Annotated in this window: 9 protein-coding genes and 1 pseudogene; 5 read left to right on the top strand and 5 right to left on the bottom strand. The window is 66.8% G+C overall.

The features are described 5' to 3' along the window. Position 1 precedes the first annotated feature (1 nt). Both GLA29479_RS14705 and GLA29479_RS14710 read right to left on the bottom strand, forming a co-directional pair. Positions 2-439: pseudogene (locus GLA29479_RS14705) on the bottom strand (outer membrane beta-barrel protein); the annotation flags it as partial. A gap of 230 nt (positions 440-669) precedes the next feature. Next, positions 670-2127: a bifunctional 2-methylcitrate dehydratase/aconitate hydratase gene (locus tag GLA29479_RS14710; RefSeq protein ID WP_057918868.1), complete on the bottom strand. Its 1458-nt coding sequence runs from the start codon at positions 2125-2127 to the stop codon at positions 670-672. Positions 2128-2353: 226 nt separating this feature from the next. On the opposite strand from GLA29479_RS14710, the gene GLA29479_RS14715 reads away from it, so the two are divergent. Continuing rightward, positions 2354-3145, top strand: coding sequence for a DODA-type extradiol aromatic ring-opening family dioxygenase (locus GLA29479_RS14715; RefSeq protein WP_057918869.1), 792 nt, complete (start codon positions 2354-2356; stop codon positions 3143-3145). Positions 3146-3888: 743 nt separating this feature from the next. Here GLA29479_RS14715 and GLA29479_RS14720 read toward each other — a convergent pair. Then, positions 3889-4803, bottom strand: coding sequence for a LysR family transcriptional regulator (locus GLA29479_RS14720; RefSeq protein ID WP_057972048.1), 915 nt, complete (start codon positions 4801-4803; stop codon positions 3889-3891). A gap of 101 nt (positions 4804-4904) precedes the next feature. On the opposite strand from GLA29479_RS14720, the gene GLA29479_RS14725 reads away from it, so the two are divergent. Next, positions 4905-6158: an MFS transporter gene (locus GLA29479_RS14725; protein ID WP_057972049.1), complete on the top strand. Its 1254-nt coding sequence runs from the start codon at positions 4905-4907 to the stop codon at positions 6156-6158. A gap of 105 nt (positions 6159-6263) precedes the next feature. Here GLA29479_RS14725 and GLA29479_RS14730 read toward each other — a convergent pair whose 3' ends face one another. Further along, a complete protein-coding gene (locus GLA29479_RS14730; protein WP_057973211.1) occupies positions 6264-7169 on the bottom strand; it encodes a LysR family transcriptional regulator in 906 nt (301 codons plus the stop codon). A 135-nt stretch (positions 7170-7304) separates the two neighbouring features. Here GLA29479_RS14730 and GLA29479_RS14735 point away from each other — a divergent pair, with 135 nt between their 5' ends. Genes GLA29479_RS14735 through GLA29479_RS14745 form a run of 3 tightly spaced genes read left to right on the top strand, consistent with a single transcriptional unit; the run spans position 7305 to position 10674 of the window. Next, positions 7305-8549 (top strand): SGNH/GDSL hydrolase family protein, encoded by a 1245-nt coding sequence (locus tag GLA29479_RS14735; RefSeq protein WP_057972050.1) that lies wholly within the window; start codon positions 7305-7307, stop codon positions 8547-8549. A gap of 26 nt (positions 8550-8575) precedes the next feature. Beyond that, positions 8576-9607 carry an aldo/keto reductase gene (locus tag GLA29479_RS14740; RefSeq protein ID WP_057918873.1) on the top strand — a complete coding sequence of 344 codons (1032 nt, stop codon included), beginning with the start codon at positions 8576-8578 and terminating at the stop codon, positions 9605-9607. A gap of 50 nt (positions 9608-9657) precedes the next feature. Next, positions 9658-10674, top strand: a complete 1017-nt coding sequence (locus GLA29479_RS14745) for a zinc-binding alcohol dehydrogenase family protein (protein ID WP_057972051.1) — start codon at positions 9658-9660, stop codon at positions 10672-10674. Positions 10675-10764: 90 nt separating this feature from the next. Here GLA29479_RS14745 and fusA read toward each other — a convergent pair whose 3' ends face one another. Next, positions 10765-12828 (bottom strand): elongation factor G, encoded by a 2064-nt coding sequence (gene fusA / locus GLA29479_RS14750; RefSeq protein ID WP_057972052.1) that lies wholly within the window; start codon positions 12826-12828, stop codon positions 10765-10767. Positions 12829-12947 lie beyond the last annotated feature (119 nt).

Raw genomic sequence — 12947 nt, forward strand, 5'->3', positions numbered from 1 at the left:
GGATACCGACGCCGACCTTGGCGGCGAAGTTGCCGTCCTTGCGGTCAGCCGGCGAGAGCACCGACGGGATCAGGTATTCCTCTTCCGAACGCTGGTAGCCCAGGCCCATCAGCAGGTAGGGGTTCCAGTTGCGGCCGTCGGTGACGAAGTGGCGACGCAGGTCCAGCGAGATGCCGTACTGGCTCCAGTTGGCGTCCTGGTTGGCGTCGAACTTCGGGTTCTGGTAGTTCAGCTCACCATCGAGCGACCAGTTCTTGTTGAGGAACTTGCCGAGGCCGATCGCACCGAACGGAGCGTTGCGGGTACCGCGATCGTTGTCCTGGATGTTCATGCCGGCAGCGCCGGTCAGGTACCAACGATCGTCGAAGTCCTGCGCGCTGGCGACCTGGGCAAGGCTCAGGCCACCCAGCAGGGCGGCGCAGAGGAGTTTCTTATTCATCTTGTAGCTCCTTGGTTCAAAAATATGGAAACCGCGTCTGCGAGGTTTCTACCGTTCAGGACGGCCGCCTGATGACGCCATCCCGCGCAGAGTAGGTTTGCCAACGTGAAAGCGGTGTTAACAACCGTCTAACATTCGACCAAGTTCCATGAATTATGGAACCGGGTCGCGGTCCATTCAGTTTGGGCGTACCGAATCCAAACGATGGTTGTGCACATCTAGGGTGTTGATTAACGGGCCGGCTGGGCGAACAGACTCATGAACTCGGTCACCGGCAGCGCTTCCAGCTCGGCCGGGTTGTTGGCCAGGGCCAGCAGGCGGTCGGCCTGGGCGGCCGGCAGCTTGGCGCGCACGGCGGCCTCGAACTTGGCCATCAGCACCGGGATGCCCTCGGCGCGGCGCTTGCGGTGGCCGATCGGGTAGTCGATCGAGACCTTGTCGGTCGAGCTGCCGTCCTTGAAGAACACCTGCACCGAGTTGCCGATATAGCGCTTGTCGGGGTCGAAGTAGTCCTTGGTGAACTGCTCGTTCTCCTTGACCGTCATCTTGTCGCGCAGGGCGTCGATGCGCGGGTCGGCGGCGATGGCGTCGACATAGTCGTCGGCGGTCAGGCGGCCGAAGATCAGCGGCACGGCGACCATGTACTGCAGGCAGTGGTCGCGGTCGGCGTAGTTGGCCAGCGGGCCGGTCTTGTCGATGATGCGCACGCCGGCTTCCTGGGTCTCCAGCTCGATGCGCTCGATCTGGTCCAGCTTGTCCTTGACCTGCTCGTGCAGCTTCATCGCGCACTCGACCGCGGTCTGGGCATGGAATTCGGCCGGGAAGCTGATCTTGAACAGCACGTTCTCCATCACGTAGCTGCCGAACGGACGCTCGAACTCGAACTGCTTGCCCTTGAAGGCGATGTCGTAGAAGCCCCAGGTCTTGACCGACAGCGCGCTCGGGTAGCCGACCACGCCCTTGACGGCGTTGAGGGCGTGAGTGACGGCGCGACGGCAGGCGTCGCCGGCGGCCCAGCTCTTGCGCGGGCCGGTGTTCGGGGCGTGGCGGTAGGTGCGCAGCACGCCGTTGTCGATCCACGAGTGCGAGACCGCGGTGACGATCGCTTCCTTGTTGCCGCCGAACATCTGGGTGGTGACGGCGGTGGAGGCCAGGCGGACCAGGATCACGTGGTCCAGGCCGACGCGGTTGAACGAGTTCTTGATCGCGTAGCCGCCCTGGATCTCGTGGGCCTTGATGGCGTGGCCGAGCACGTCGCGCACGGTCATGGCCTTGCCGCCTTCGGCCTCGGCCTTGCGGCCCAGGTAGTCGGCGACGCCGAGGATGGCGCCGAGGTTATCGGAGGGGTGGCCCCATTCGGCGGCGAGCCAGGTGTCGTTGAAGTCGAGCCAGCGGATCTGCACGCCGATGTTGTAGGCGGCCTGGACCGGGTCGAGCTCGTAGCCGGTGTAGGGCACGCGCGCGCCGCCCTTCATCTCGGCGCCCGGCACCAGCGGGCCGAGGTGCTTCAGGCATTCCTTGTGGTCCATCGCCAGCGCCGCGCAGGCCAGCGAGTCCAGCAGCATGTAGCGGGCGGTGTCGTAAGCCTCTTTCGAATCGATCTTGTAATCGGCGACGTAGTCGGCGATGTCCACCATCGGCTTGTCGGGGTCGGGACGGACGGTCGAACGGATATCGAAGTGGCTCATGTGCAAGGGGCCTGCGGGTGAGTGAGCCCGCTATTTTGCCAGACCCGGGCGACGCGGCGGGGTCGACCTCCCGCCTGTCACGCTTACGGTTCTGTGGCGCACGCCCTTGCCTCGCGCAAGCGTCCTCAACAATGCAGCCTCATTCCGGGCATTGCGCACAGCGGCAGAACGATCAGGCGCAGCGGGCCAACTTGGAAAACAGCGCAAGCGGGATCACCCTGGGGCCATGGACATCCCGACCCGCCTGCCGACGCTGTTCCTTTCCCATGGCTCGCCGATGCTGGCGATCGAGGACACGCCCGCCGGGCGTTTTCTCGACGACCTCGGCCAGCAACTGCCGTGGCCGCGCGCGATCGTGATCGCCTCGGCGCATTTCATGACCGACCGGCCGATGGTCGGCGGCCACGTGCGCCCGCACACCGTGCACGACTTCGGCGGCTTCCCCGAGCCGCTGTACCAGATCCACTACCCCGCCGCCGGCTCGCCGGACCTGGCCGAGGAAGTGTTCGATCGCCTGGTCGTTGCCGGCCTTCCGGCCAAGCTGCGCGATCACCACGGCCTCGACCATGGCGTGTGGGTGCCGTTGCGACGCATGTACCCGCAGGCCGACATCCCGGTAGTGCCGCTGTCGGTGATGCCCCATGGCACCGCCGCCGAGCACTACGCCGTCGGCCGCGCCTTGTCGCTGTTGCGCGACGAAGGCGTGCTGGTGATCGGCTCGGGCGGTTTCGTGCACAACCTCGGCGACCTGGATTGGCGCCACCGCGATGCACCGATGCCGCCGTGGGCGGCCGAGTTCAGCGCCTGGATGCACGACAAGCTCGCCAGCGGCGACCACGCCGCCCTGCTCGACTGGCAGGAACAGGCCCCGCACGCGCGTCATGCGCATCCGACCGTCGAACACCTGATGCCGCTGTTCGTGGCGATGGGCGCGGCCGGCGACGAACCGAGGGTGCGCACGATCCATCGTTCGCATGAGATGGGGTCGTTGGCATTGGATGCGTTTGCGTTCGATTGAGGGATGAGTCGGTTGACGTTGACGTTGACGTTGACGTTGACGTGATTTTGATCTGCTTTGCCGCTTTGCCGCTTTGCCGGTCAACAGTAGACCCGTAGGGCGGCGCACAGGACGTGCGCCGTTTTTCGATAAGACAGGGACGTCTTATCGAAAAATCCCGGCGCAGGCATCGCACTCGTGGCCTGTGCCCTTGCAAGGAAGGCCTTTTCTTTGGTTAGCTTTCTTTTGGGCCAGCAAAAGAAAGTAACCCGGCCGCGTCAGCGGACGGAAGCTCTGCTCTTGCTCAAGCCTCTAAAGAAACAAGATCAAACGCCTAAAGCTTCCGCCACTAAAGCGGCGGGTTACTTTCTTTTGTCATAAGCAATAAAAGAAAGGTAACCAAAGAAAAATGCTTTCTTTTGAATCACAGGCCCGCACGCGCGATGCATCCGCGGGGATTTTTCATACGGGACATCCCTGTCCCGATGAAAAACGGCCCGCATCCATGCGGGCCGCCCTCCGGGTCTTCTTTAGCCTTCGCTAGTGCGAATCGGCGCACAGCAACAGCAACAGCAACAGCCATAGCAACGGCAACGACAGCGGCTACAGCTACTGCTTCGCAACGCCGCGGACTTGGGGGTAGGAGCGACGCAAGTCGCGACCACGGTGTCTCGATCTCGCGCCGATGCCGCCTGCAACCCTCAAGGCAGGAGCCGCGCCCTGGATTTTTCGGCCAAGCGAAGACGCCCCCTTGAATCGCCCCCTCAACCACCCCGCTCCCAAGGCGGCACCTCGCCGAACCACTCGGCGAGAAAATCCACGAACACGCGCACCCGCGTCGGCACGAAGCGACGTTGCGGCATCACTGCGCTGATCGCGGTGTCGGGCAAGGTGTAATCGGGCAACACGCGCACCAATCGCCCGCTACGCAGATCCTCGTGCACGTGCCAGACCGAGAAGTGGGCGATGCCGAGTCCGGCGATCGCCGCGTCGCGCAGGACTTCGCCGAAGTTGCTTTCGAGGTGGCCGTTGACGCGCATGCTGGAGGCATGGCCGTCGCGGTCGAGCAGACTCCAGTACTCCATGCGCCCTTGCGCGCCGACCAGCAGCAGGCATTCGTGGTCGGCCAGGTCTTGCGGTACGCGCGGGGCGACGCGACGCCGCAGGTAGTCGGGCGAACAGGCCAACACGCGGCGGTTGTCGGCGAGCTTGCGCGCGACCAGGCTGGAGTCGTCGAGCGGGCCGATCCGGATCGCCAGGTCCATGCCGGAACCGATCAGGTCCAGGCGCTCGTCGTTGAGGTTGACGCTGAGCCGCACCGCCGGATAACGACGCTGAAACTCCGGCAGCAACGGCGAGATGTACATGCGCCCGAACGAGGCCGAGGTGGTCACGCGCAGGGTGCCGCTCGGTTCGCTGCCGGCCTGGCGCAGGTCGGCGGTCAGTGCTTCGAGCTCTTCGATCACGGCGCGGCCGCGTTCGGCCAAAGCCGTGCCCTCGGCGGTGGCGTGCAGTTGCCGGGTGGTCCGGTGCAGCAGGCGCACGCCCAGGTCGCGTTCGAGCCGCTTCAGGCGTTGGCTGGCGACCGCGACCGACAGGTCGAGGCTGCGGGCAGCGGCGCTGATCGAGCCGAGGTCGAGCACGCGCAGGAACAGGCTGAGGTCGGCGACGCGGTCCATGGCATTCTCAACGAATCGTTGATAGTGATTCGTCATCTTGGGCGTTTTTCCACAAGATGCAACGGCCTAGGCTGCCGCATCGTTTCCGCGGACACGCCGCCATGCACGCTTCCTCCCCCGCTACGCCTGCCGCCCGCCGCGGCCTGCCGGTCGCGCTGTACGCGCTGACCGTCGGCGCCTTCGGCATCGGCACCACCGAGTTCGTGATCATGGGCCTGCTGCTGCAGGTCGCCGCCGACCTGCAGGTCGGCCTGGCCGCGGCCGGGCTGCTGATCTCCGGCTACGCCCTGGGCGTGTTCGTCGGCGCGCCGGTGCTGACCATCGCCACCGGGCGCATGCCGCGCAAGGCGGTGCTGGTCGCGCTGATGGTGATCTTCACCATCGGCAACATCGTCTGTGCGATCGCGCCGAACTACACCGTGCTGATGATCGCGCGGGTGATCACCTCGCTCGCCCACGGCACCTTCTTCGGCGTAGGCGCGGTGGTCGCGACCGGCCTGGTGCCGGCCGACAAGAAAGCCTCGGCGATCTCGATCATGTTCACCGGCCTGACCGTCGCCACCCTGCTTGGCGTGCCGGCCGGCGCCTGGCTCGGCCTGCACCACGGTTGGCGCTCGACGTTCTGGGCCGTGACCGTGATCGGCCTGATCGCGACCGTCGTCATCGCGACCCTGGTGCCGAAAGACAAGAAGGCACCCGAACCCGTCGCGCTGCGCAAGGAAGTGAAAGCGGTCGTGCATCCGCAGGTGCTGCTCGGCCTGGCGATGACGGTGCTCGGTTTCGCCGGCGTGTTTACCGTCTACACCTTCATCCAGCCGATCCTGACCCGCATCAGCGGGTTCGGCGAGGCCGCGGTGTCGCCGATCCTGTTGGTGTTCGGCGTCGGCATGATCCTCGGCAACATCCTCGGCGGACGCCTGGCCGACAAACGCCTCGCCCCGGCCTTGATCTCGACCTTGATCGCGCTGGCGGCGGTGCTCGGCCTGATGACCTTCGCCCTGCACAACCAGATCGCCGCGATCGCCTTCGTCGGCCTGCTCGGCGTGGCCGCGTTCGCGACGGTGTCGCCGCTGCAGTTGTGGGTGCTGCAGAAGACCGATCCGGCCGGGCAGAACCTGGCGTCCAGCCTCAACATCGGCGCCTTCAACCTCGGCAACGCGCTCGGCGCCTGGCTCGGCGGCGCGGTGATCGAATACGGCCCTGGCCTCGGTGCGGTGACCTGGGTCGCGGCCTTGGTGACGGTATCGGGCCTGGTGTTGGCGGTGTGGGCGGCGCGGTTGGATGCGCCCAAGCCGACGGCGATGGCCGTGGGCAAGGAAAGCGACGACGCGGTTGCCGCGTGCGCGGCGGGTTGAGTGGCTGGCTTTGCGCGCGGACTGGAACGTATGCGTGCTTTTGCTTTTGCTCGTCATCCCCGCCTTCGCGGGGATGACGGTGGAGAATGCGCGATTCCGCAGCCCTCACTCCACCGCGAAGAACCCCGGCGACTGCGTCAGGCGTTCGCTGAGGAACTGCAGGAACGCACGCGTGCGCAGCGGCTGGTAACGCCGCGACGGATACAACAGGAAGGCTTCGTGCGGCGAGGCTTTCCATTGCGGCAACACCCAGGCCAGCTCGCCGCTGTCGATCAGGTCCTGCACCAGCCAGGCCGGCGCCAGCCCCAGGCCGCTGCCGATCAGAAAACTTTCGCGGATGCCGAGCGAATTGTTGATGCGGTAGCGGCCGTTGGCGCTGAGCTTGACCGTCTCGCTATCGGGGCCGTGCAGCTCGTAGTGCTCGCTGGCCCAGGCGAAGCTCAGGTAGTTGTGCGCCAGGACGTCCTCGGGCCGCTCGATCCTGGGATGGGTGCGCAGATAGTCGGCCGATGCGACCAAACCACGCGGCGATACCGCGACGCGACGCGCGACCACGTTCGGCGGCAAGGTCGCACCGAGGCGCAAGGCGACGTCCATGCCCTCTTCGACCAGATCGACGAAACGGTCGTTGAGGATCAGCTCGATCTCGATTTGCGGGTACAGGGCGAGGAACTCCTGCACCAGGCGGTTCATGCGCAGCACGCCGATGCTGACCGGCGCGCTGACCCGCAGCAGGCCGGCCGGGGTCTCGGTGAAGCCGCGCGCGTCGGCGACCGCCTCGCCGTATTCCTCGAGCACCCGCCGCGCGCGTTCGTAGAAACGCCGGCCTTGCTCGGTCGGGGCGAGGTGGGTGGTGCTCCGCTGCAACAAACGCACACCGAGGTCTTGTTCGAGCGCGGCGACGATCTTGCTGACCGTCGGCTGGGTCGTGTGCTGTTCGCGCGCGACCGCCGACAGGCTGCCGAGTTCGACCGCGCGCACGAAGGTCTGCATGGAGCGGAGGGTGTCCACGGGAGCCTCGCGGTCGCTTTGAAGGGTCATTCCGATATGGAATGGGCTATATGCGATTTTGCCTTCTACCGGCCCGATTCGGAAGAACCTAATTTGAACCTCGTCGAATCCGCGACGCCTACCGAACCCAAAGCCATGAAGACTTTCCTGTTCAAGCCCCTGACCGCCGCTTTGTTGGCGGTCGCTTTCATCGCCCCCACCCAGGCCGCCGAGACCGGCCGCTCGGTCGCCACCTGGGCCGCCAGCCCGCAGCCGACCTGGGACGCCGATTTCGTCCTGCCCAACGGCGCCCCGGCCGAGCTGCGCGACCAGACCCTGCGCCAGGTCGCCCGGGTCAGCGTCGGCGGCACGCGGGTCCGCATCGAGCTGTCGAACGCCTACGGCGACCGCCCGGTGACCATCGGCGCGGCGCATATCGCCCGCAGCACCGGCGGCGCCGGCATCGAAACCGGCAGCGACCGCGCCCTGAGCTTCGGCGGCCAGCCGTCGGTGACGATCCCGCCTGGCGCCCCCGTGCTCAGCGATCCGGTCGAACTGGAGATCGCCGCGCTCGGCGAGGTCGCGGTCAGCCTGTACCTGCCGCAGACCACGCCGCTCAAGACCTTCCATTGGGAAGGCCGCCAGGACGCCTACCTCGTCGCCGGCAACCGTGTCGCCGACGTCACCCTGGCGAAAGGGCAAGTGCTGCAGACCCGTCCCTTGCTCAGCGGCGTGATCGTCGATGCACCACGCCCGACCCGCAGCGTGATCGCGCTGGGCGATTCGATCACCGACGGCGCCGGCTCGACCCCGAACCGCAACCAGCGTTGGCCCGACGTTCTCGCCGCGCGCCTGGCGCAACGCGACGTCGCCGTGCTCAATGCCGGCATCTCCGGCGGCCAGTTGCTCAACGACGGCATGGGCGTCAGCGCCCTCGCCCGTTTCGAGCGCGACGTGCTCGGGCGCAAGGCCGATGCCGCGATCGTCTTGCTGGGCATCAACGACATCGCCTGGCCCGGCAGCAGCTTCGAACCCCAGCGCGAGGCGATCACCGCCGAACGCCTGATCGCCGGCTACCGGCAACTGATCGCCCGCGCCCGCACGCAATCGCTGCGCATCGTCGGCGCGACGCTGACGCCGTTCGAAGGCGCACTCGAAGGTTCGCCGATCCACAACTATTACGACCGCGACAAAGACCGCGTGCGCCAGGCGGTGAACGAATGGATCCGCAGCAGCGGCGAGTTCGACGCAGTGGTCGATTTCGATGCGGTCGTCCGCGACCCGCAGCACCCCGCGCGTTTCCTGCCGGCCTACGACTCCGGCGACCACCTGCATCCCGGCGACGCCGGCTACCGCGCGATGGCCGCAGCCATCGACGAAGCCCTGCTGTTCGGCCGCTGATTCCCCTTACCCACGAGGACACCACCATGGATTACCGCACACTCGGCCGCTCCGGCTTCAAGGTCTCCGCACTCGGCTTCGGCGCCGGCACCTTCGGCGGCAAAGGCCCGCTGTTCAGCGCCTGGGGCAATACCGACACCGACCAGGCACGCCGCCTGGTCGACCTGAGCCTCGATGCCGGGGTCAACTTCTTCGACACCGCCGACGTCTATTCCGACGGCGCCTCCGAATCGATACTCGGCGCCGCGATCAAGGGCCGCCGCGACGAAGTCGTGTTGTCGACCAAGCTGACCCTGCGCGCCGGCGACGGCCCGAACGACGTCGGCGCCTCGCGTCACCATTTGTTGCGCGCCACCGACAAGGCGCTCAAGCGCCTGGATACCGACTACATCGACCTGCTGCAACTGCATCACTTCGATGCGATGACGCCGGTCGAAGAGGTGATGTCGACGCTCGACGATCTGGTCCGCGCCGGCAAGGTGCGCTACATCGGCGCGTCGAACTTCTCCGGCTGGCAGCTGATGAAATCGCAGGCCGCTGCGGACCGCTACGGCTACTCGCGCTTCGTCGCCAACCAGACCTATTACTCGCTGATCGGCCGCGACTACGAATGGGAGCTGATGCCGCTGGGCCAGGACCAGGGCGTCGGTGCGGTGGTGTGGAGCCCGCTCGGCTGGGGCCGCCTGACCGGCAAGATCCGCCGCGGCCAGCCGCTGCCCGAAGGCAGCCGCCTGCACGATACCGCCGGCTTCGCCCCGCCGGTCGACCCGGAGCGTTTGTACCGCGTGGTCGATGCGCTCGACGAGATCGCCGCCGAGACCGGCAAGAGCGTGCCGCAGATCGCCCTGAACTGGCTGCTGCAGCGGCCGACCGTATCGACCGTGCTGATCGGCGCGCGCAACGAGGAGCAACTGCGGCAGAACCTCGGCGCGATCGGCTGGAACCTCGATCCGGCGCAGATCGCGAAACTCGACGCAGCCAGCGCCGTCACGCCGCCCTACCCTTACTACCCGTATTGGAACGGACAATTCGCCGAACGTAATCCGGCACCGGTCTGAACCCACTCTCCCTCCCCCCTCGTCTCGTTTCGTCCTGTCCTGGAGTCCTCATGAAAGCCGTCGCCCTGACCCGCTACCTGCCCATCGACGATCCGCAGTCGCTGCTCGACGTCGAACTGCCCGCGCCGAACGCAAGCGGCCACGACCTGCTGGTGCGGGTCGAGGCCGTCTCGGTCAACCCGGTCGACACCAAGCTGCGCTCGCCGAAGCCGCAGGTCGAAGCACAGCCACGCGTGCTCGGCTACGACGCCGCCGGCGTGGTCGAGGCCGTCGGCGAAGCCGTCACTCGTTTCAAGGTCGGCGACCGCGTCTACTACGCCGGCGACATCACCCGTCCCGGCACCAACAGCGAGTTGCATCTGGTCGACGAACGCATCGTCGGCGCGGCACCGAAGTCGCTGAGCGCGGCCGAAGCCGCGGCCCTGCCGTTGACCGCGATCACCGCCTGGGAGTTGTTGTTCCAGCGCATGCCCTACGACAGCGAGCACGGCGGCCGCGGCAAGAGCTTGCTGATCATCGCCGGCGCCGGCGGGGTGGGCTCGATCGCGATCCAGATCGCCAAGCGCGCCGGCTTCCACGTCGTCGCCACCGCCTCGCGTGCCAAAACGGTCGAGTGGTGCAGGCGCATGGGCGCCGACGAGGTGGTCGACCATCGTCAACCGCTGGCGCCGCAGCTGCAGGCGCTCGGCATCGAACAGGTCGATGCCGCGCTGAACCTGGCCGACACCGATCGCTACTGGGACGTGCTCGGCGAGCTGCTGGCGCCGCAGGGCCACGTCGGTCTGATCGTCGAACCGAGCGGCGCCTTGAAGATCGGCGACCCGTACAAGGCCAAGTGCATCGGCATCCACTGGGAAATGATGTTCGCGCGCCCGCGCTTCCGCACCGCCGACATGATCGAACAAGGCCGCTTGCTCGACCGCGTCGCCGAACTGATCGATGCCGGCGAACTTAAGGGCACGCACACCGAAACCTTGGGCAAGATCGATGCCCAGACCTTGCGCGAAGCGCATCGGCGTCTCGAGTCGGGTACGACGATCGGCAAGGTGGTATTGGCCGGGTGGTGAGGGAGCGTTCCTGCATCACCGAGGCATGACTCTGAAGTCTGTCGGGGCCGGCATGCCGGCCCCTTTCCTTTCCTCTATATCGCTTACGACTCACGCCGCCTTAGGCGCGCTGCGCGCTTCTTCGTAGCTGTCGAACACCATCGAGGCCGAGGCCCGGCCCTGCGTCAACGAACGCAAGGTGGTCGTATAGCCCGACAACTGCGCCAGCGGCGCGCGCGCGGTGACGTCGGTGCGACTGCCCTTGTCCTCGATCGACAACACGCGTCCGGAACGCCGCTGCAGGTCGCCGACCACGTCGCCGACGTTGCCCGCCGGCGTATCGACTACCAGCGCCATCACCGGTTCGAGCAAGGTCGTGCCGGCCAAGGCCAACGCCGTCTTCAGCGCATCCGAGGCGGCGCGCTGGAACGCGAGTTCCGACGAATCCACCGCATGCGTCTCGCCGTCGACCAGGCTCACGCTGAGGCCGACCACCGGGTAACCGCGAGGGCCTTCCGCCAGCGCCGCACGCAGGCCTTTCTCGGTCGCGGCGACGAAGTTTCTCGGCACCACGCCGCCGCTGGTGCGGTCGACGAACTCGAACTGACCGTCGCTGCGCGGCGTCACATCGATCACCACGCGCGCGAACTGGCCGGAACCGCCGTTCTGCTTCGACAGCTTGCCTTCCACGCCCGCCACCGGCTTGCTCGGTGTTTCCTGATAGGCCACGCGCGGCGAACCGGTGCGCACCTCGACGCTCCACTCCTGGCGCAGGCGCTCGACCATGACGTCGAGATGCAGCTCGCCCATGCCCCACACCAGCGTTTCGCCGGTCTCGGCATCCGTGCCGACGCGGAACGACGGGTCCTCCTGGGCCAGGCTCGCCAGGCCCTGTCCGAGACGGATCAGGTCGCTGGCCTTGCCGGCCGTCAGACGCCACGACAACACCGCCGGCTGGGCCTGGATCGAATCCAGCACCAGCTTGCGCTCGACGCCACTCAGGCTTTCGCCGCTGACCGCGTCCTTCCAACCCGCCACCGCGACGATTTCACCGGCATAGGCCACCTCGACGTCCTGGCCGCGATTGGCCTGCACGACCTGCAGACGGCCGACGCGTTGCGCGCGCCCACGGCCCGAGGCCCACACCGTGTCGCCGACCCGCAAGGTGCCGGAGTACAAACGGATGAACGACAGCGCGCCGTGCTCCTGGTGCACGATCTTGAACAACAGACCGCTCAGGGGGCCGGCCGCGTCGGCAGCGAGGGTCACCTCGCCGACTTCGCTTTCGGCCTGGACCGCAGGACGGTCCAGCGGCGACGGCAGGTAATCGACGATCGCGTCCAACAGCGTTTCCACGCCCTTGTTCTTGAACGCCGAGCCGGCCAGCACCGGCGTGCCCGCGCCTTTCAGAGTGGCGCGTCGCAACGCCGCCTTGAGCAGCGCGGCATCGATGGCGCGCGCATCGAGGAAAGCCTCGGCGAGTTCGTCGTCGTGGTCGGCGACTTGTTCGACCAGGCGGTTACGCAGCGGCGCGTACTCGGCGTCCTCATCGTCGCTCCAGGCGCGCCGCAGGCTCGCACCGGCGTCGTCCCACAGCACCACGCTACGATCGACGAGATCGACCCAACCGCGCAATTCGCTTTCCGCGCCGAGCGGCCAACCGATCGGCCACGGCGTCGCGTCGAGCTTATCGCGCATCTGCGCGAGCACGAGATCGAACGACGCGCCGACGCGGTCCATCTTGTTGACGAACGCGACCAGCGGCACGCCGTGACGGCGCGCCTGGCGCCATACGGTTTCCGATTGCGGCTGCACGCCGTCCACCGCACTGAACACGGCGACCGCACCGTCGAGCACGCGCAGGGAACGCTCCACTTCGATCGCGAAATCGATATGGCCCGGGGTGTCGATGATCGTCAGCCGGTGTTCGGCCTGGTCCTGCGGCGTCCAGAAGGTCTGCACCGCGGCCGCGCCGATGGTGATGCCGCGGCGTTGCTCGATCTCGGTGTAGTCGGTGGTCGCGGCGCCGTCGTGGACTTCGCCGACGCGATGGATGGCGCCGGTTTTCCACAACAGACGTTCGGTCAGCGTGGTCTTGCCAGCGTCGACGTGGGCGATGATGCCGAGGTTGCGCCAGCGGGAGGGGGTGGAAACGCTACGAAGCGTGGTGTTCATGAGAATGCTTGCCTTGTTGCCAACACGGGAGGCCGCGCGTCCCTGTTGGCTACGGGGCGCGCGGCTAGGTTTGAGTTTCGGCCGTGGAATTCATGGCACGTTCTCCTTGGTTTTCCGGG

Source organism: Lysobacter antibioticus, from assembly GCF_001442535.1.
In the GTDB taxonomy this organism is placed as follows: Bacteria; Pseudomonadota; Gammaproteobacteria; order Xanthomonadales; family Xanthomonadaceae; genus Lysobacter; species Lysobacter antibioticus.